The 21,366-nt window shown below is 38.3% G+C and carries 16 protein-coding genes; 6 read left to right on the top strand and 10 right to left on the bottom strand.

Going from position 1 to position 21,366, the window contains the following annotated elements; genetic code table 11:
• Positions 1 to 577 precede the first annotated feature (577 nt).
• Positions 578 to 1,948, top strand: coding sequence for a sodium-dependent transporter (locus ACSSV9_RS10070; RefSeq protein ID WP_437347125.1), 1,371 nt, complete (start codon positions 578 to 580; stop codon positions 1,946 to 1,948).
• A gap of 12 nt (positions 1,949 to 1,960) precedes the next feature.
• Complete coding sequence (locus tag ACSSV9_RS10065) at positions 1,961 to 3,574, top strand: alanine/glycine:cation symporter family protein (protein ID WP_437347124.1); 1,614 nt, start codon at positions 1,961 to 1,963, stop codon at positions 3,572 to 3,574.
• 35 nt (positions 3,575 to 3,609) lie between these two features.
• On the opposite strand, the gene ACSSV9_RS10060 is transcribed toward ACSSV9_RS10065, so the two are convergent.
• From ACSSV9_RS10060 to ACSSV9_RS10015, 10 genes are all read right to left on the bottom strand, one after another.
• Positions 3,610 to 4,656, bottom strand: a complete 1,047-nt coding sequence (locus ACSSV9_RS10060) for a 6-phosphofructokinase (RefSeq protein WP_437347123.1) — start codon at positions 4,654 to 4,656, stop codon at positions 3,610 to 3,612.
• A 19-nt stretch (positions 4,657 to 4,675) separates the two neighbouring features.
• Positions 4,676 to 6,850 (bottom strand): ATP-dependent helicase, encoded by a 2,175-nt coding sequence (locus tag ACSSV9_RS10055; protein WP_437347122.1) that lies wholly within the window; start codon positions 6,848 to 6,850, stop codon positions 4,676 to 4,678.
• Positions 6,851 to 7,021: 171 nt separating this feature from the next.
• Positions 7,022 to 7,984 (bottom strand): aminopeptidase, encoded by a 963-nt coding sequence (locus ACSSV9_RS10050; protein ID WP_437347121.1) that lies wholly within the window; start codon positions 7,982 to 7,984, stop codon positions 7,022 to 7,024.
• A 9-nt stretch (positions 7,985 to 7,993) separates the two neighbouring features.
• Positions 7,994 to 8,731: a hypothetical protein gene (locus ACSSV9_RS10045; protein WP_437347120.1), complete on the bottom strand. Its 738-nt coding sequence runs from the start codon at positions 8,729 to 8,731 to the stop codon at positions 7,994 to 7,996.
• A gap of 54 nt (positions 8,732 to 8,785) precedes the next feature.
• Entirely contained in the window at positions 8,786 to 10,120 is a 1,335-nt protein-coding gene (locus ACSSV9_RS10040; RefSeq protein WP_437347119.1) for an MFS transporter, read from the bottom strand.
• 75 nt (positions 10,121 to 10,195) lie between these two features.
• Positions 10,196 to 11,656, bottom strand: a complete 1,461-nt coding sequence (locus ACSSV9_RS10035; RefSeq protein WP_437347118.1) for an aminoacyl-histidine dipeptidase — start codon at positions 11,654 to 11,656, stop codon at positions 10,196 to 10,198.
• Positions 11,653 to 12,021, bottom strand: coding sequence for a PqqD family protein (locus ACSSV9_RS10030; RefSeq protein ID WP_437347117.1), 369 nt, complete (start codon positions 12,019 to 12,021; stop codon positions 11,653 to 11,655). Before ACSSV9_RS10030 ends, ACSSV9_RS10035 begins: the two co-directional genes overlap by 4 nt.
• Before the next feature lie 59 nt (positions 12,022 to 12,080).
• Complete coding sequence (locus ACSSV9_RS10025; protein WP_437347116.1) at positions 12,081 to 14,030, bottom strand: OPT family oligopeptide transporter; 1,950 nt, start codon at positions 14,028 to 14,030, stop codon at positions 12,081 to 12,083.
• Positions 14,031 to 14,110: 80 nt separating this feature from the next.
• Complete coding sequence (locus ACSSV9_RS10020; protein WP_437347115.1) at positions 14,111 to 14,887, bottom strand: TIGR02757 family protein; 777 nt, start codon at positions 14,885 to 14,887, stop codon at positions 14,111 to 14,113.
• Between the two features lie 17 nt (positions 14,888 to 14,904).
• On the bottom strand, positions 14,905 to 15,624 hold the full coding sequence (locus tag ACSSV9_RS10015) for a pyridoxine 5'-phosphate synthase (RefSeq protein WP_437347114.1): 720 nt from the start codon (positions 15,622 to 15,624) through the stop codon (positions 14,905 to 14,907).
• Positions 15,625 to 15,769: 145 nt separating this feature from the next.
• Here ACSSV9_RS10015 and ACSSV9_RS10010 point away from each other — a divergent pair, with 145 nt between their 5' ends.
• From ACSSV9_RS10010 to lysF, 4 genes are read left to right on the top strand one after another with little or no spacing between them, the layout of a single operon-like run.
• Entirely contained in the window at positions 15,770 to 16,948 is a 1,179-nt protein-coding gene (locus tag ACSSV9_RS10010) for an isocitrate/isopropylmalate dehydrogenase family protein (protein WP_437347113.1), read from the top strand.
• A 49-nt stretch (positions 16,949 to 16,997) separates the two neighbouring features.
• Positions 16,998 to 18,629 (top strand): carbon starvation CstA family protein, encoded by a 1,632-nt coding sequence (locus tag ACSSV9_RS10005; protein WP_437347112.1) that lies wholly within the window; start codon positions 16,998 to 17,000, stop codon positions 18,627 to 18,629.
• Between the two features lie 5 nt (positions 18,630 to 18,634).
• Positions 18,635 to 19,174 (top strand): HD domain-containing protein, encoded by a 540-nt coding sequence (locus tag ACSSV9_RS10000; RefSeq protein ID WP_437347111.1) that lies wholly within the window; start codon positions 18,635 to 18,637, stop codon positions 19,172 to 19,174.
• A 57-nt stretch (positions 19,175 to 19,231) separates the two neighbouring features.
• On the top strand, positions 19,232 to 21,214 hold the full coding sequence (lysF, locus tag ACSSV9_RS09995) for a homoaconitase (protein ID WP_437347110.1): 1,983 nt from the start codon (positions 19,232 to 19,234) through the stop codon (positions 21,212 to 21,214).
• The last annotated feature ends 152 nt before the right edge of the window (positions 21,215 to 21,366 follow it).

Here is a 21,366-nt window from a genome sequence, read left to right as displayed (position 1 = left end):
ATACATGATTTATTTTTTCAATGAAAACGACAATACTTATAAATCTGTTCCTCTAATTGAATTTTTCAGATGTCTCTCATTATTACAATGATAAATCAGTACAATTTAATTTTAGAAAATGCTTTATGTTTTGTTAATGCAGAACAGTCAATTTTTAGTTCTTTTATAAAACGAATTAAATGACACAATCCGAACATTTTTATAAAATCGAACCTGCAATTTTTTTACAAGTTAAAATTCATACAGAGTTTTCGATAACAAATGCATAATTCTTTTCTTAATGAAAATTACAGGATAATATACAAATGGATAAGTCATTAATGCTCATTTAGGAAATTAATATCCTCGAACATCCTAAAGGCGAAACTTACAAATTTATATATTGGCCAGTAGTCAAAATTAATTTCATTATTTCCTGTGATGCCGTAAATTTGACTTTCTTCATTATACTTTGAGTTAGATTGACTGAAGTAATGCTATTGAAGTATTTCAGCTTATCAAAAACATTTATTTATTGATATTTTTGAATGATTATCCAATATTTGCAGAAATTTAAATTCATAATTGAGGACAATAAATGATTCCTAAAAATTCTGAAAGAGAGCAATGGGGTAGCCGGGTGGGATTTATATTGGCTGCAGCCGGCTCGGCTATTGGATTAGGCAATATCTGGCGGTTTCCTTACTTATCAGGTGAAAACGGAGGAGCCGCATTTATTTTCGTCTATATTTTTTGTGTAATTTTAATCGGTATCCCAGTATTGATAGCCGAAGTACTCATTGGCAGAAGTACTCAGAAAAACCCCGTAGGGTCATTCAAGTCCTTGCACCCTTCCTCATTCTGGCAATGGATAGGAGGCATTGGAGTCATAGCCGGTTTTGTCATTCTTTCCTTTTATACTGTAGTTGCAGGCTGGACTCTCGGATACATTTATGAAGCTATTAATGGTAATTTACAACAATACAGTATCCCAGATGCAGCTCAATCACATTTTTCCGATTTGCTGGCAAACGTTTATTGGAATGTCGGTTTACTTGCTGCTTTTATGCTCCTCACAATGGCGATAGTTTATTTTGGTGTTCAGAAAGGGATTGAACGCGGCAGCAAGATTATGATGCCGATGCTCTTTATTTTAATGCTGATAATAATGGTTCGAGGTCTAACGCTCGAGGGCGCTTCGAAAGGTCTAGCCTATCTTTTCAATCCTGACTGGTCTAAAATTACAACTGGCGTTGTGTTAGCCGCTATGGGACAGGCATTCTTTTCAATGAGTTTGGGAATGGGAGCCATGCTTACATACGGTAGTTATATGTCTAAAAGAGATAATATACCATATTCAACGGTCTGGATTGCATTTCTTGATACTCTGCTTGCAATAATTGCAGGCATCAGCATATTTACAGTTGTTTTTGCAACAGGTCAAAATCCTGACGTAGGACCCAGCCTTATCTTCAGAACATTACCGGTTGTATTTACCAAAATACCAGGTGGGTTTTATTTTTCGATCCTCTTTTTTATAGCTCTCTCTTTAGCAGCTGTCACTTCGACAGTATCATTATTGGAAGTTGTTACAGCCTATTTTGTGGACGAAAAAGGCTGGAGTCGAAAGAAAGCCGTAGTTGTATTTGGCTTTGCAGCTTTATTGCTCGGCGTTCCGAGTGCATTATCTTTCAATTTGCTTGCCGACTTTAAGATTGGAAAATTTACTTTCTTCGATTTATCGGAATTTGTATCGTCGAATCTTCTTCTACCAATTGGTGGCTTTTTTATCTCAATCTTTGTCGGATGGGTATGGGGTTTCGATAAAGTAAAAAGTGAAATCATTCAAGGAGCTGAAACATTCTTCGGCAAATACCCGTGGTTCCTCGATTGCTGGAAATTTATACTGCGATTTGTTGCCCCTGTATTAATAATTGTTGTTTTACTTAGTTCTATCGGTCTAATTTAAAAAAGGGTGGAAATGAAAAAATCGACAGCTGGATTAATCGGTATTGTAATAATATTTACAGTTCTTTTATTAGGTGGAGTGCCATTTTTTAATAGTGTTTGGACTTTTCCTGGCAATTTTGAAACTATCAAAAATTTCCCATCCCCCGATGTACCGCTTGGTTCGGTCCCTTTTATGTTAATTGCACTTTTGGGTACAGGAATTTTCATAACAATAAAATTAAAGTTTCCCCAAATCAGGTATTTCTGGCACGGAATAAAAGTTACGGCAGGAATCTATGACGATCCAAAAGACAGCGGGGATTTAAATCACTTTCGTGCCCTATCGACTGCTATTTCAGCAACTGTGGGAATAGGAAATATTGCAGGAGTTGCAACTGCAATTTATTATGGCGGACCCGGCGCCCTTTTCTGGATGTGGATAACAGGAATATTCGGTACAGCTCTTAAATTTGCCGAAGTTTCTCTTGCGCATAAATATCGTGATATACTACCTAATGGTTCTATTGCTGGTGGTCCAATGTATACTATAGAAAAAGGCTTGGGACCAAAATGGAGATGGCTGGCTATTATGTTCGCATGTTTCGCTGTAATTTGTTCATTTGCCACAGGCAACGCAATACAAGCTTTCACACTCTCAGACCAAATTTATTCTGAAGTTACTCAAATTGTTGGAGTTAATAATTTCTGGACAGTAAAGCACAAAATAATTTCAGGATTGGCAATTTCATGGCAGCAGGTTATAAATGGACTGGTTTTATCGTCGATTATTGCACTTGTTATTATCGGTGGTATTAAAAGAATAGGTAAAGTAACGAGTATACTCTCCCCTTTCATGGCTATATTTTATATTATTGCCTCGTCTGTAATAATAATCGCAAACATCGAATCTTTAATTCCAAGCTTAAAATTAATTATCGAAATGGCATTCAATCCGCCGGCTAAAATTGCTGGTGCTGCTGGAGGTACTTTCCTTGTAATGTTAAATACTGTATTGTGGGGAACAAAAAGAGGATTGTATTCGAACGAATCTGGTCAGGGAAGCGCACCAATTGCCCATTCAACCGCCAAAACCAAATATGGAGTACGCGAGGGCACTGTTGCGCTTCTTGAACCATTTATCGACACCCTTACAATTTGTACCTTGACTGGTCTGGTTATTGTTATTACAGGTGCGTGGTACCATACCGAATTTTATAAACTACGAATTGATCCGAACTACACCGATCAAATTTACAATGCAAGTATTCTAACTTCATATGCTTTTAAAATTGGATTAAGCTGGCTATTCGACTATGGCGATAAGATTGTAACGCTGGCAGTACTTCTCTTTGCTACTTCCACAATTATCAGCTGGTCTTATTACGGCGACAGAGCGACATATTATCTCTTTGGTGACAGGGCAATCTTACCGTACAAATGGGTTTTTGTTCTCTTTGTATTTATCGGCTCAATTGCGGAACTTGAAGCTGTATGGGCTTTTGGAGATGCTGCACTTGGATTTATGACCGCTCCCAACCTTTTAGCAATTATTTTACTTTCAGGGGAATTAAAGAAAGACGTACAATATTATTTTTCGATTAAACACATACCATACAAAAAATTAAAGGAAATGGGGAAAGATTAAATAAAAAAGGCTGCCCAAAGGCAGCCTTCATCTTATTAACCAAAGAAAGTTTCCGCAACTTTATAGAGTTCAAGATCGACCGTTTTGAGCTCGCCGACAGCTTCTTCTAATTTAACAGCCACGATATCTTTACCTTTCAAAGCAGCCATATATCCGAATTTACCTTTATCTACTAAATCTGCGGCAAAAACACCAAGTCGTGTACCGAGTACGCGATCGAAAGCAGTTGGGCTTCCACCTCTTTGAATATAACCTAGTACTGTGGCTCTTGTTTCAAATCCAGTTCTTTTTTCGATTTCTTCTGCAATAACGTTTCCGATACCGCCAAGTTTAACGTGTCCAAAAGCGTCGACTTCCATACTGCTAAGAACAAAAGAACCGTCTTTATCGACGTTGTTTTCAGTTTTTAATTTTGCACCTTCGGAAACTACTACAATGCTAAAGTTCTTTCCTCTTGCATGACGTTTTGTAATAATATCGCACACTTCATCAAGGTCAAACGGCTTTTCGGGAATCAAGATAACATCGGCGCCTCCAGCAATGCCTGCATGGACTGCAATCCATCCCGCATGGCGACCCATTACTTCGACTACCATTACACGATTATGAGCTTCTGCAGTTGTATGAAGTCTGTCAATTGCTTCGGTGGCAATATTAACAGCAGTATCGAAACCAAATGTGTAATCGGTAGCGTTCAAATCGTTATCAATTGTCTTGGGAACTCCAACTACTTTAACGCCTCCTTTGTGGAGTTTAGAGGCAACACCAAGTGTATCCTCGCCACCAATTGCAACCAGGCAGTCGATTCCTGCATCTTTCATATTTTGTTTTACTTTTTCTTCACCGTTTTGAACTTTGTAGACGTTGGTACGGGAAGTACCGAGTATTGTGCCTCCGCGAGGAAGGATTCCTGAGATGGCTTCGAGGTCGAGAGTCATAAAATTATTTTCGAGTATACCACGCCATCCTTCGCGGATACCGATTACTTCATGTCCGTTTTGTAAAGACTTTCTTACTACCGCTCTAATTACGGCATTGAGACCGGGGCAATCACCACCCCCTGTTAAAATACCTATCTTCATTTAATTCTCCGTTATTTTTTTAAATGAGCTTCAAGTTTGCAAATTTTGTCAAAAGGTTTTTGGTGCCATGATTTTCAAATGCAATAGTCACCTTTTGGGTGTCTCCCGAGCCGGTAATTGCAAGTATTTTCCCAATGCCAAATATGGCGTGGGATACTTTACTACCGACTCTCAAAGAACGACGTTCCTGGTCGTAATCGTCGTAACTTTCTTGATAGTACTCGTCGTAATCTTCTTTTTTCTTTCTACCCGCTCTTCTACTGCCCGGGCCGTTAATTTCGACATAAGTAGATTCGTCGAGTTCATCGATGAAACGAGAGCGACTTTGATATGCCACTTCGCCAAATCGATACCTCGACCTGGCATAAGTCAGAAATACTTTCTGTTGCGCCCTTGTGAGGGCAACATAAAAGAGCCTTCTTTCTTCTTCGATTTTGGAATCCGAATCAAATCGTGGACTCAATGGGAAAATATCTTCTTCAAGTCCAGTTATAAAAACAACAGGGAACTCCAATCCTTTGGCAGAATGAACAGTCATTAGTGTTACGGCATTTGCTTTTTCGTCGTACTGGTCAATCCCAGCTACCAGCGATACTTCTGCCAGAAATTCGTCAAGTGTAGCTTTTGGATTTTCTTGATTATATTCCTGTATTGCTCTCAGTAATTCCTGTATGTTGTCATAACGCGCCATGGATTCGGGAGTGTTTTCCTCTTTATACATTTTAAGAATACCGAGCTCGTCAACCAGTGCAGAAGTCAATTCACTGATTGAAAGCTTATCTTTCAGCTCAATGTACTTGTCGAGCATTAACTTGAATTGTTTAACGTTTTTCTGAATTCTTTCTTTAACTTCGATTACTTCGAAAACACGCGCCATTGTTGCAAAAAGTGTAATATTCAGGCGTCTGGCAAATGCAATCATCTTCGAAATCGAAGTATTCCCAATTCCCCTCTGCGGAAAATTCATAATTCTGAGAAGACTTTCTTCGTCATTTTGATTTGAAAGTACCCGTAGATAAGCCAGTACATCCTTTACTTCCTTTCGTCTGTAAAATTCAACACCACCTACAATTTTATACGGAATTTTCTCGCGGCGCAAAGCCTCTTCCAGTGCTCTTGACTGAGAATTCAATCGATAGAAAATTGCTATATCGTTCAGCGAAAGTTTACGGTTGATTACTTCTTTTTTAATACGCCTTGCAATCTGAAGCGCTTCGTCTTTCTCGTCGGAAGCGCGTATAATAGTCAATTGTTCGCCGTCGTTATTCTCAGTCCATAATGTCTTGGCAATCTGTTCGGCATTATTTTTAATTATAGAATCTGCCGCTGCAAGAATCATTTTTGTGGAGCGGTAATTCTGTTCAAGACGGAAAATTTTGGCGTCTTTAAAATCTTTTTTGAAATTAAGCATGTTTTTAATTTCAGCACCACGCCAGCTGTAAATACTCTGAGCATCATCTCCAACAACACATATTTTATCGCGGACTGGACTTAAAATTTTGATCAATTCATATTGTGCTTTGTTCGTATCCTGATATTCATCTACAAGGATATATTTGAAGATTTTTTTGTACTTGCTCAGAACTTTCGGATTATTCGTAAATAGTTCGATGGGCTTCAAAAGGAGATCGTCAAAATCCATTGCATTATTTTGAAACAGGCGATTTTGATATTCTTTATAAATCTCCAGAAATTTTTTATCTATGGAAGTAGAAGACATTTCCTTTTCATAATCTTCTGGCAAAATCATCTGGTTTTTCAGGTAACTTATTTTATGCTGAACTCCGTTAGGTGTTAGATTTTCGAGGTTGATATTGAGGTCCTGCATAACGTTCGATACCAGAGAGACTGAATCTTCGCGGTCATAAATCGAAAAATTCGGACGGTAATTGATATAATTCGATTCCGCTCTCAGAATACGCGCAAAAATCGAATGAAAAGTGCCCATCCAGAGCTTTTCGGCTTTCTTGCCGATCATCGCTTTAATGCGCTCTTTCATTTCTCTGGCGGCCTTGTTTGTAAAAGTAAGAGCAAGAATCGATTCAGGTTCCAGTCCTTTTTCGATCAAATACGCAATTTTGTAAGTCAAAACGCGGGTTTTGCCTGAACCAGCACCTGCCACAACCATATGTGGACCTGAATTGTACTCAACAGCTTTACGCTGCTCTTCGTTTAATTCATTTAGAAATTTCATAAGAATTGTTTGTTTTTTAAGTTACAAATTTACAAAATTAAGAGCGGTTAATCAATTTTAGGAGAGTTTTATAAAGTAAAAATTTATAATTTAATAGTCTGTGTAACGGATAGATTGTAAGGGATATTCGATAATTCTTTTCAAAAAATTAAGTTGTGTGAAATTTCCCGTTTAATTAATTAGCTTCCCGTCCTTCATAATTAACTTGCCATCGAGCCATACGGTTGGCTTCTTAATGACACCATCCAGATGAATTGGCACGTTTACATTGCCGCCCATAGTTTTATTGTCGCCTAAAGCAATATGCACCGTTCCCAATACTTTTTCGTCTTCAAGCAAATTTCCACTCAATTTAACTTTATCATTTGTTCCAATTCCAAATTCAGCAATGTTTCGGGCTAATTGCCCATACTTTTCAAGTATTTTTTCGAGTTTTTTTGCTTGTGAACCGCCACTAATTTTTACTGCATATCCATTCTTTACTTCAATTCTAATTGGTCTATTTTTAACTACACCGACACCAGACATCGAACCATCGACGACAAAGACACCGTTTGAGGTGCCTTCAAGAGGAGCAATATAAGCTTCGCCTGTGGGTAAGTTGCCACCTTCGCCTTTTTTATGGAAAAGCCCTTTGCTGGCAATTGCTTTGCGTCCTTTAATTTCAAAAGAGAGATCTGTCCCACCCGCAGCGGTAACTCTTACTTTACTGGCTCTGTCGAGTTTTTTTACAAGTTTAATTGTGAGCTCTGCTATTTTTTTGTAATCTGCATTTAAACCTCGTATCATAATATCTTCAGTAATTCCAGGAAATGTGGCAATACGAACTCCATTAGCAGAAGCTGCTCTCCTTGCGTTTGTATGCGTCAAAGATTTGTCTGTAGGGCACAATACCACATCGAACATTTTCATCAATTCTGCTACCTGAGCAGGTGGTTCTTGACCGTGCATCTCACCCGACTTCATTTCAACATATAGCGAAGGGTGCCCCAATCGCAGAGCATTTTGATAAAGTGCATAACCGATTTTTTTCTTTTTCTCGTCTGTAATTATTAATATCGATTCATTTGTCTTAGCGCCCATGCAGTCACGTATTGCTATTACTGCAGCTTTATCGAGTTTGGTCTGTTTCATAATTTTACCTTAAAGTGGGAAGCCCACATTGATTTGAAGAGTTGCAGAAAAAGTTTTTTTATTAATTATTTCTTTAGTTGAATTTGTAACAGGTATCGATAAATTATTCTCACCGTCGTACAAATATTTCAACTCCAGGAAATTATAACCCGCCGTGGCTTCCAGACTGATATAATCCGGAATTAGATGAATTATTAATCCTGAACCGAGGAAATACCCAATTTTTGTTTCCTCCGCTGTAAATTTGTTGAGTTCAACTGTGGCGCTGTTTTGTTCTATAAGATTAATTTTGAATTCAGGAGAATAAAAATTTAGATGACCTTCGACAAGTTTTAGATCGAGGAAAGAGAAGACAGGAATACCAACATCCAGTCCAACGCCCCAATTATTCATCGACAATTCGTAACGTTCTGAAGTCAATTCATCAGTTTTGAATTCGTTAGTTTCTTTTAAAAATTGATAATAGCCTTTTGTACTTATAATGATACTTGAAAATCTTGCTCTAAAAATATTAGCTCCTATTCTGTAGCCTGTTGACCTTTTAAATTCAATATTCGGCATTAAGCCATCTACAGGATTTATTTTATAGTTGTTAAGAAACTCATTGATAGCGGTCGCTTCGTAGTAATGATGCGTAAAACCGGCGTAGAAACCACTCATACCCAGACAGCCGAATCCAAAAGTTTGAGCATTAATACTGCTTGCCGAAAGAGTAAGAAAAATTACTATTGAAAATTTGAGTTTCATATAATCGATAACTTTTACGGACACAATTTAGTAAAAAGAGCATTAATAAAATATTTATTCAGGTTTAGCGTCTAGTTGTTGTTGACTTTTTTTCAATAAGTATGCAAAGATTAATCCGAAAAATCCAAGCATCGAAAAAATCCACATACCTGTATTGTAACCTGTCGGATTAGCTGCGCTCGCTCCTGAAATATCGTTTGCGTAACCGATAATAATATTGAATGAAAATAAACCGATATTTTGAATCATTGTCATTAAACCGTATGCAGTTCCCAGTTTGGTGTTGTCAACAATCAATGCAACAGAAGGCCACATTACAGCAGGCACCAACGAAAAAGCGATGCCCATCATCGACATCGGTAGAATAAGATAAATTGGAATTGACACGTTGATATCAAAAAATGATAGTGATAGATGAATAAAGTCTCCTTCGGTCATTAAATCCGGCCTGCCAATTTTATACGCCATCATTAGATAAACAGGTATAATTAAAAGAGAGCCAAACATCATCAACAATGAACGCTTACCAATCTTATCGGCAAGCAATCCGAAGAGCGGAGTAAAAATCATTGCCGCCAGTGTTAGAATACTCGAAAGATTACCTCCTACTTCCCTTGTTGTGCCATGTGCATCCTGAAAAAATTTTATTGCAAAAGTCTGAAACGGAAACATGGCAGAATAAAAAGTAACACAAAGCGCTGTAATGTACCAGAAGGCTTTGGGAAATGTAAAGATTTCTTTCAGAACTACTTTTTCCTGTTGACCTTCGGCAGGAAGATCAAATTTTCTTGAGCCGATTAGATCGAGAATATAATAAAGAACGATGGTAACAACAGCAAAAACACCTGCAGCCACAGTAATCAGAAGTGGCGATTGCCAGTATTCGTAAAAACTTTTTCCCCATGTAGGTGAATTAAGAGCAAGGAAAGAACCGAGTCGCGCCACTGTAAGATTTAGTCCAAATGCGAGAGATAATTCTTTGCCTTTAAACCAGCGAGCTATAATCGTAGTAATCGCAACAATCATCGACTCGGCACCGAGTCCAAATATTAACCTGCCAAGAGCCATAATATAAAGTTTGCCTGTCAATGCAGTAACAACCGCACCAATCATTATTAGAGCTGTAAATATCAATACTGAAATCCGAGTGCCAATTTTATCGATGATAATTCCACCGATAAGCACCATGATTATATTTGGAAAGCTGTAAATTCCCTGCAAAAGCCCAATGTCAGCATCGGTAAACTTAAGCTGTTTTACCAACAAATCAGCCAGAGGACTTATACTGTCGTAGATATAATAATTTCCAAACATCGCAAGGCTGATCAAAAGCAATATAGTCCATCTAAAAAGAAATGTAGGTTGAGGTTTTTTAGTAGTAATTACCATAACATTAACTCTATTATCAAAAAAGTCACGTACAGGAAGCCACGAAAAGAATGGCTTCCTATACGATTCTGTCAATTAAATTGAAGGAATATTTTTCAATACATTAACCAGAACATCCCAGAATTTTTGAACTGTACTTATTTGTACTCTTTCGTCAGGAGAGTGCGCACCTTGAATTGTAGGGCCTAAAGATATCATATCGACGTGTGGAAATTTTTCTTTAATAATTCCGCATTCCAATCCAGCATGAATCGCTTTAATTTCTGGTTCAGTATCGAACATCTGCTTATAAACGTCTTTCATGAGTCCCAGTATTGGAGAATTAATATCTGGCTTCCATCCTGGATACCCTTCGCCAAAATTCACCTTTGCTTTTGCTAATTTGAATACTGCAGCAATAGCATTAGAAATATCATATTTCTCAGACTCCACAGAACTTCTTTGACTTGTTATTACTTCAACACTGTTTTGTTTAGTAACCACCACAGCTAAGTTCGAAGAAGTTTCCACGAGTCCTTCGATATCGGCGCTCATTTTAATTACACCATTTTGAATGCCGTAGAGCGAGTCGATTATTCTATCGGAGGTAGCTTTGTCGATTACTTTTGCTCTCGATTGAACCTTATTTGCAATAATCTGCAACGAAGGTTCTACAGTTGCGAATTCAGATTTGACGGTAGATTCGAATCTGGATACCGTGTCTAAAACTTCGATATAATTTTTTTTCGGTATTCTTATTAATGCAAAAGCTTCTCTTGGAATGGCATTATGTTTATTGCCGCCGCTAATTTTTGAAAGTGTAATGCCAAATTTTTCATTCAGATTATAGAGCAAACGAACAAGTAATTTGATGGCATTTGCGCGCCCGCTTGCTATATCAAGTCCCGAATGCCCCCCTTTTAATCCAGTAACCGATACTTCAAGAGGAATAGTATTTTCTTTGTAAGGTGTTGTTTTTATTTTGAATTCTGCAAATGTGTTTTGACCTCCTGCGCATCCGATGTAGAAAGCACCATCTTCTTCTGAATCGAGATTAATCATAATATTGGCCTTCAGGAATCCAGGTTGAAGAGCCTGTGCGCCGTTGAGTCCTGTTTCTTCATCAAGTGTAAAAAGAGCTTCAATAGGACCGTGTTCAATATCCTTCGATTCAAGAATAGCGAGAGCTGCAGCTACCCCGATGCCGTTGTCTGAGCCGAGTGTAGTGCCTCTGGCTTTAACCCAATCGCCGTCAATATATGGTTCAATTGGGTCCTTGTCAAAATTATGCTTTACGTCGTTATTCTTTTCGGGTACCATATCGAGATGTCCCTGCAATGCAACCGTCATTAATTTTTCCTTGCCCGGTGTAGCTGGTTTTCTAATAACGATATTACCAAAACCATCGACGCTGTAGTCGAGCGAGTTTTTCTTTGCAAAATCTATAATATATTCGGCAACAAGCTTTTCGTTTCTCGATGGATGCGGTCTCTTACAAATTTCTTCGAAGTGTTTCCATAATAGTTCTGGTTTAAGACTTGAGAGTGTGTTGCTCATATTTTTTCTCCTTCTATTTCCTTAAAAGAAATAATTTTTTCCACGTACAATCGTGTCAGAAAACGGGTCAAACGTTCTTCAACAGGCTCAATCTTATTTCCAAATTTATTTCTGAGTCGATTGCAAATTTCAGCCACCTTACTATTATCGTCAATTTCCAACCAGGAAGCTGAACCAAGTTCATCGAGTCTTAGCCTAATGTATTTCGACTTCAATCTTGGCATAATAAATTTTGTCGCAAAATTACTTGTAAATTTTGGAATTAATAGTGTTACCAGATTGCCGTCTTTTTCATATTCGACTTTTCTTACAGGTATAAGGTCAAGATAATTTTTGTCTATTTTTTGTCTTCCAAAAAAATTCATATCATATCGCAGTTAATATAAAAGCGCTGATTCTTTCAAAAGAAACAGCGCTTAATTAATTAAACTGGAACCGAAGGAGACGCAGGGTCTTCTGGTTTACCTGCATTCTTAATTGGGATTTTTATGAGTAAATAAGCAATAAACAGTAATACTACCAGACTTATCAAGAACGTAGTTTCTTTAAAGATTTCCAGTAGTGGTATTTCCCAGAATGCAAATCCTGCAAAAAGAAGACCAACTAAAGCTTCGCCAGCTATTAATCCTGCGGCAAGTAAAATTCCAACATTTTCCACTCTCGATTTCTGAGCATCGTTGAAATTATTTTTAGCAGATATTTTTTCGACGATTCCTTTAATGATACCGCCAACAAAAATTGCGAAAGTCGTACCGAGCGGGAGATACATTCCCACGCTAACGAGCATAGGACTTTTGACATTCATCATAATAAATCCGACACCCATTAGCATTCCTGTAAAAATCAGTATCCATTCCATTTGGCCAGCAACAATTCCATTCGATAAGATAGCCATTAAACTTGCCTGTGGAGCCGGAAGTGCGTCGCCGCCGAAACCCATACCGCCCGATTTTATATCACCTTCGTGAAGAATAAAAAGAGGAATAAACATTACAGCCGATGAAATTACAACGCCGATAATATCACCCAGCTGCATTTTCCATGGAGTACCACCGAGAATATGACCGGCTTTCAGATCTTGCAGCATTTCTCCTGCCACGGCTGCCGAGACGCATACAACAGCTGCCACGCCGAGAACAGCAGCCACTCCTTGAATTCCTTTCATTCCAAGGGCAACCATTAAAACAGCTGCCACAACTAATGTCGATAACGTTAAACCGCTAATTGGATTGTTACTCGACCCGATAATTCCTACGAGATAACCCGAAACGGCAGCAAAAAAGAATCCAGCAATTATCATTACGATCGTTGCCACCAACGCTGCGAATAGGTCCTGCGCAAAGAAATTATAAATAAAAAATGTTGCTAAAGCTGTCAATCCGATCCCAACAAGAATTGTAGTAAAGCTTAGATCTTTTTCAGTGCGTATTTCAGTCACTTCTCCAGTAGCAGCTTTTTTTACGTCACTAACCGACCTGCCAATTCCTGTAATAAGACTATTTCTCATTTTCCATAAAGTATAAGCGGCTCCTACGAGCATCCCTCCAATAGCGATGGGACGCACATAATCTTTCCAAACCTGCACAAGCATATTTGTCGTTTCTATTGAATTATCTCCAGCTGCAGTATACTTGAAATAAGCAATGATTGGAGCAAGCAAACCCCAAGCAATAACACCTCCGCTGAAGTTCAATGCTGCGAGTCTGGGACCAATTATATAACCGACGCCCATATAAGCCGGACTAACTTCAGGCGAGCGGAATAAGATACTTCCTTTACCGAATTGTAAAACTTTATCGTATGAAAACGCGAACAATTTAAATTTTCCTAATGCTTGAATAACTGCGCCAATGCCCATCGCATTGAATAAGTATTTTGAACCGGCAGTTCCATTACGCCCTGCTTTATGAATTTCTGCAGCGGCTACCGATTCGGGGAATGGGAGTTCCGCATCTTCAACCATAACCCGTCGCAATAATGCAACGAACATAATGCCGAGTACACCGCCAGCAACCATTATTGCCGTCGAAATTGCATAATGACCCGGTGTAAAAAACGGATCCCAGATACCAGCAATAAAAAATGCGGGCAAAGTGAATATTGCACCTGCAGCTATCGATTCGCCTATTGAACCAACAGTACGTGCAAAATTCTCTTCCAGTATTGTACCTTTCATTAATTTCAGAAGCGCCATCCCTATTACTGCCGCCGGATAGGTAGCAGCTATTGTCATACCGGCTTTAAGACCCAAATAGGCATTCGCCGCTCCGAGTACAACTGCCATAAGCAGTCCAATTATCAGAGCTCTCACTGTAAATTCAGCCATATTTGTTTCCGGCGAGACGAAAGGGACAAATCGTTTTTGTTCCGACATGCCGTTCTCCTGTTTATGGTATTAATTATTTGATAATCGTTCGACTAATATAACATTGATATTATAGACGAGCAAACTTTTTAAATTATCTTCGTCTTATTCATACCAATATGACAGATTGCAAAATCATATTTTACCGGATCGGATGGATCAAATCTTCTTAGATTTTCGGTAATTTCTTCAGCCATTTGCCAGTTAACAATCTTCTTTTGAGTAAGTCCCAACATCCTGCTAACTCTAGCCACGTGAGTATCTACGGGGATAACGAGTTTATCAGGTCTAATTTCCTGCCACAATCCGAAATCAATATTATCCTTTCTCACCATCCATCTCAAAAACAAATTCATTCTTTTGCACGCACTGTTTTTCATAGGATCGGGCAGCATAAATTTTATACCAGCGCTGATATTACTTTTATGGGCAATTATATTCTTAATATTGTCAACAAAAAATGTAATAGACGATTTCAAATTTTTCTCATTTTCGAAATAGTATAATAGAAATAAATATTTTAATGAATCGTATTGACTGTATATTTTGTTCAAAGCATAAAAAATAAGATTGATATCATCCGGACTGTAAAATCGATATTTTAATTTCTCAAAGATTTTTGTATGCAGTGAAAAATTTGATATAAACTCATACGGCTTATTCTGCATAACTTTGTGAATTTCATCCAGTGTTTTCATAATTTGCGACAGATTTCCGTATGCGAAAATTGACGATATAAAAGCCGATATTTCGATGTCGCGAGAATCTAAATATCTGTGAGGAAATAACACGGGGTCGGGCACAATCGATTTACTGTTGAATTGATTGTAATGGTAGTCTAATCTTTTCTTGAGATTTTTAATCAAAGTTTTACCGGTCAGGTTTATTGAGCATTGCGAATGATTTCAATCATTTCTTTAATAGCTTTTTCTACGCCTACAAAAACCGTCCGTGCAATTATTGCATGCCCTATGCTAACTTCGTCAATTTCTTTTATAGCAACGAATTCTTTCATATTAACATAATTCAATCCATGACCAGCATTAACACCCAATCCCAATTTTTTTGCATGTTTGGCAGCCAGACGAATTTTATCTAATTCGTCGAATCTTTCCTCTTCGGTAGGAGAGTTGGCATATTTTCCGGTATGAATTTCGATAAAGTCTGCATTTATTTCAGCAGCGGCATTTATCTGGTCGATGTCTGGTTCAATAAAAAGGGAAACGTCAATTTTAGCTTCGTGGAGACGCTTTATCGTATCGCTTAATAAACTAATGTTGTCAATTACATTTATTCCACCTTCAGTTGTAAGTTCCTGTCTTTTCTCCGGAACAATGGTAGCCAGTTCAGGTTTGACATCGCATGCAATATCGATAATCTCGTCGACGGCAGCCATTTCGAGGTCAAGTTTTGTTGTAATTAATTCTCTGAGTAGTCTAACGTCGCGTTCATTAATATGGCGCCTGTCTTCCCTTAGATGTACTACAATTCCATCAACGCCGTAAAGTTCTGCCATCAATGCAAAAGCCACAGGATCGGGCTGGAATTCGGCTCGTGCGTTTCTAAGTGTTGCAATATGATCGATATTTATGCTAAACTTCATCTCATGTCCCCTTTTTTTGACTATTCTAAATTAAAAAAAACTATTTAAAGATAAAGCAGAATCATTTTGAATAATCGAAAGAGTTGCCAATAAAGATTATCTTATCTAAGTTAATCAATAAAATTTCAACACACTGGGAGAAAATATGAGAACAATTGTAGCCTTACCGGGCGATGGAATTGGGAAAATAGTATTACCAGAAGCTATAAGATTGTTAAATGCAGCAGGATTTGTAGCAGAGTATGTTTGGGGAGATATCGGGTGGGAATTCTGGTGTAATGAAGGAAACCCTTTGCCTCAGAGGACCATTGATTTAATTGAAAAGCATAAAGTGGCTCTCTTCGGAGCTATCACCAGTAAACCAAAGGATAAAGCAGCCGAAGAACTAAAACCGGAATTACGCAATAAAGGATTTACTTATTTCTCTCCTATCGTTGCACTCAGACAACATTTTAACCTCGATATCTGCATTCGGCCGTGCATCTCTTTCAAGGGGAATCCATTAAATTTTATCCGCAAAAAAATTGACGGCACTTACGAAGAGCCATATGTCAATACCGTAATTTTCAGACAGAATACAGAAGGCCTTTACGCCGGCGTAGAATGGACAAATCCTCCGGAAGTTGTAAGAAAAGCACTCGAAACTCACCCAAAGATGAAAGCTTTTGCCGATGTTCCCAGTGAAGAGCTGGCAATTTCAACAAGAATTGTCACAAAAAAAGCAAGCGAAAGAATTATTAGATCCGCTTTTGAATACGCACGTAAAAATAATTACAAAAGCGTTACGTTGTGTGAAAAGCCGAATGTTTTGCGAGAAACATCCGGTATGATGCTAAAAATCGCACGCGAAATATCGAAAGAATATCCTGAAATCGAACTATGGGATACAAATATCGACGCCCAAATGATGTGGTTAACAAAAAATCCAGAAGACTACGGGGTTATCGTAGCTGAGAATATGTTCGGTGATATTATAAGCGACGGTTTTGCAGGACTGGTGGGAGGACTGGGATTTGCTTGTAGTGCAAATATTGGAGAGAAAGTAGCCGTATTCGAACCGACGCACGGCTCGGCCCCTAAATACGAAAAGTTGCAACCCTCGATTGTCAATCCAATTGCAATGTTTATGAGCGCAGTAATGATGCTTGAACATCTTGGAGAAATTGATATTGCCCAAAAAATTAAAAATGCTATTGCTAAAGTAATCGAAGAAGGTAAAGTAAGAACATACGATATGCTCAAACTTAAAGGCGGTCCCGATGTTATAAAACAGGGTGCTGCAACAACCCAGCAGATGACCGATGCAATAATTTCTAAACTATAATTTTTTTTGTAATTTTAAGATATAAAGTGCCATTTAACTTGGGTGTAAAATGAGTGGTATCATTTTAATTGCGTTTGCAATAATTCTCTTTTCATTCGCTTATCGGGTATATGGGAGTTATATTTCCAATATATTTTCGATCGATGGAAAACATACTACTCCGTCACATGATCTTTACGACGGAGTTGACTACGTTCCTACTAAACCTCCTGTTTTGTTAGGACATCATTTTGCATCGATTGCAGGCGCCGGTCCGATTGTAGGTCCCATAATTGCTGCAAGTTTTGGCTGGGTTCCGGTTTATATCTGGATTCTCGTCGGCTCCACTTTTATTGGAGGAGTGCACGACTACACTTCTTTAATTGCATCAATTCGCCATAAAGGCAAAACAATTGGTCAGGTTATCGAAAATTATATTGGCCTAAACGGCAAAAAACTATTCCTCCTGTTCACATGGTCTACGTTGATTCTCGTTATTGCTGTTTTTACAATTATTGTTTCCAATACATTCAACAGCATTCCTTCGGCTGGAACTTCATCGATTTTATTTATCTTCATTGCAATTGGGTTCGGTCTAATTTCTTACCGTATTAAAATGCCTTTAATTTTTTCGTCAGCTATCGGAATATTATTATTGATAATTGCTATTTACATTGGGAATCAATTCCCATTGCTTCTTGATAATCAAACCTGGAATTTAATTTTACTCGTCTATATCTTTTTTGCATCTGTAACGCCAGTGTGGATATTGCTACAGCCGCGCGATTATCTTAATTCATTTTTACTCTATGCACTGATGATTGGCGGTATTGTGGGATTGATTTTCACAATGCCCGAAGTTCATCTTGCACCAGTTACGAATTTTAAAGTCGACCAAATCGGCTATCTCTTCCCCGCTCTTTTTGTAACAGTTGCATGCGGTGCAATTAGTGGTTTTCATTCGATAGTTAGTAGCGGAACTACTGCAAAGCAACTCGACAAAGAAACCGACGCAAAACTAATTGGTTACGGTGGAATGCTTATCGAAGGCGTGCTGGCAGTTCTTTCATTATTATCGGTTGCCTCACTGGATCAGAATCATTTTATTCAATTATTAAACGAAAAAGGCGCCGTTACCGCCTTTTCAACTGGAATTGCAAAATTCATTAGCAATATTCCCTTACTCGGTGTTGATGAGGCACACGCATCGAGTTTTGCCGCTCTTGCCGTCGCCGCTTTTGCATTAACTTCTCTTGATACCGCTACCAGACTTGCGCGTTATGCATTTCAGGAATTCTTCGAAGTAGAACAACAAATCCCCCAAAACAGCGTTACATCAAATAGATATTTTGCAACCACAATAACTGTATTGGCCGGAGGACTATTGACGATGAGCGGACAGAGTATGAACATATGGCCCGTCTTCGGCAGCGCAAATCAACTTTTAGCCGCAATTGCACTCCTTGCAGTTACCGTCTGGGTTATCAATCTTAAAATAAATTATTATTTTACTCTCATTCCCATGATATTCATGTTCTCTGTTACTTTGTCTGCACTTGCTATGCTCTTTTATAATAACTTGCTCATAAATAACTATTTACTTGCTACAGTATCGATATTTCTTTTCGTACTCGCTATAATGCTGGCATTGCAGGCTTTTACTATGCTTAGAACAAATGCTGAGCCTTCAACATCAAAATAAAGGATATGAATAAAGACGAAATAATTATTTTATGGCCAGAAGTAAATTTAATTAACGACTTATCACTTAGAGATAAAGTGATAGAGTGCTGGAAATATGCACTGGAGAGTTCGGAACTAACAATACAGGATTTACACGAGATCCCTTTTTCTCTATTAATTAAGGACTGTAATATTTCTTTTATTAATCACAAAAGAACATGCGTGCAACTCGCCGTCGATATAGCCAGCAGAATGAAGAAGAATTTCGGCGATGAAATCAATATCAATATGGATTTTTTGATTGCCGGAGCAATTTTAATTGATGTTGGAAAATTATTAGAATACACGAAAAAGGACGGCAAACTTGGAACAAGCAAAGCTGGCGAATTATTACGACATCCTTTTAGCGGTGTAGCAATAGCAGATCGTTTCGGATTGCCACCTGAAGTTCTTCACATTATTGCTTATCATTCAAAAGAAGGAGATCTCGGAAAAAGATCTGTCGAAGCAATTATTGTACATCATGCCGACTTTGTATCATTCGAGCCTTTTAAAAATAATTGAGAAAAGATTTATGCAGATTAAGATATATTTGCTTAGTAAAATTGTAGTGGAGTAAAAATGCCCCAAACATTAGTTGAAAAAATTGCACAGAAGCATGCAATTGGTTTAAAACAGGCGCAGAAAATACGTGCAGGAGATTATATTACAATACAACCGGCATACGTAATGACGCACGATAATACTGGAGCAGTAATACCCAAATTTAGATCTATCGGGGCAACAAAACTTGCCAATCCGCGGCAGGTTGTTATCACACTCGACCATGATATCCAAAACAAAGACGAAAAGAATCTAAATAAATACAGACGCATCGAATCATTTGCAAAAGAAATGGGGGCCGATTTTTATCCAGCTGGAAGAGGCATAGGACACCAGATCATGATCGAAGAAGGTTATGCATTTCCAGGTACAATGGTCGTTGCATCCGATAGTCATTCAAATATGTACGGTGGAATCGGGTGCCTTGGCACTCCAATTGTCAGAACAGACGCCGCTTCAATTTGGGCAACCGGGAAAACCTGGTGGCAGGTTCCACAAACCGTTAAAGTTGTATTAAAAGGTAAACTTTCAAAAGGTGTTACGGGCAAGGACGTAATTATCGCTCTTTGCGGCTATTTTAATAACGACGAAGTATTGAATTGCGCAGTAGAATTTACAGGCGACGGGATAAGCGAATTGTCGATTGACCAGAGACTCTCAATTGCAAATATGACCACCGAATGGGGAGCAGTTGTAGGTCTTTTTCCCATTGACGAGATAACTCTGAATTGGTTGAATAAAAGAATCGATTATATTGAAAAGAGAGGCCCAGAAGGGGTACCTTCCGATGCCGACGGCAACGGGAGGAATCCGAGATTAAACAAAGAAAGGCTCAAAGAACTCGAGAAAAACCTTTCCGAACTCACACCAGACAACGATGCCTTTTATTCTAAAGAACTAACGATTGACCTCTCGTCGATTGAGCCTGTCGTCTCAGGTCCCAACAGCGTAAAGAAATATTCTTCCGTTTCCGAACTAATGAAAAAGAAAGTAAAAATTGATAAAGCTTATCTTGTATCGTGCGTAAACTCAAGACTGGAAGACATTGAAGAAGCGGCAAAAATTGTAAAGGGGAAAAAGATTGCTCCTCATGTGAAGTTTTATATTGCGGCGGCATCAAGCGAAATTCAAAAAGAAAGCGAACAAAGAGGATACTGGCAAAATTTATTAGATGCCGGTGCTATTCCCCTTCCACCAGGTTGCGGCCCCTGTATTGGCTTGGGTACCGGATTGCTCGAAGACGGCGAAGTGGGCATTTCTGCAACAAATAGAAACTTCAAAGGACGAATGGGTTCGCCAAATGCATTTGCATATCTGGCCTCGCCTGCTGTCGTGGCGCATTCTGCTATCAACGGTTTTATCAGTTATGATATTGCCGAAACAAAGAATTCTATTGTCGGATCAATTAAAATAAACTCACGCCCGGAAATTCAATCTCAACAGATTGATATTATTGAAGGTTTTCCAGCAGAAATAAAAGGCAAACTGATCTTTTGTCCTCAAGATAATTTAAACACGGATGGTATTTATCCTGGCAAATATACTTACAACGACGATATGACGCCTCAGGATCAAGCAAATGTTGTGATGGAAAATTATGACCCCGATTTCAGAAATATTGTAAAGGAAGGCGATCTTCTCGTCGGAGGCTTCAACTTCGGAACAGGAAGCTCACGCGAACAGGCTGCCACAGCTCTTAAATACAAAGGAATTCGTCTGGTTATTGCAGGTTCTTTCAGCGATACTTACAAACGCAATGCAATCAACAATGGCTTTCTTGCCATCGATTGCCCTCAACTTGTAAATGACTTAAAAAAGATGTTCGAAGGCAATAAGAAAAATACAATTAGAACCAATATTATTGCCAAGGTTGATTTTGTCAATTCGAGATTAATTGCGGGAGATAAAATTTATAATATTTCTCCAGTCGGTATTGCAGCTCAAGAATTAATTGTTTCAGGAGGTCTTGAAAATTGGATTAAGAAAAATCTGGAGAGTTAAGTATATCGAATTATTCTTTATCGCTTTTCTTTTAGAAATAAAAGTGATAATTTAATGCAAAAGAAAAGCATAAGTAATTATGCATAAACTAAGAAAAATAACTTCAAAAAATTATTATCCTTACCTAAACCTCCCCAAGCTATACGAAACCA

Origin of the sequence: Melioribacter sulfuriphilus, from assembly GCF_051488685.1 — a bacterium.
GTDB lineage: Bacteria > Bacteroidota > Ignavibacteria > Ignavibacteriales > Melioribacteraceae > Melioribacter.
The sequence above is the reverse complement of the archived record's forward strand: the minus strand, read 5'-3'. Positions and strand labels throughout refer to the sequence as shown.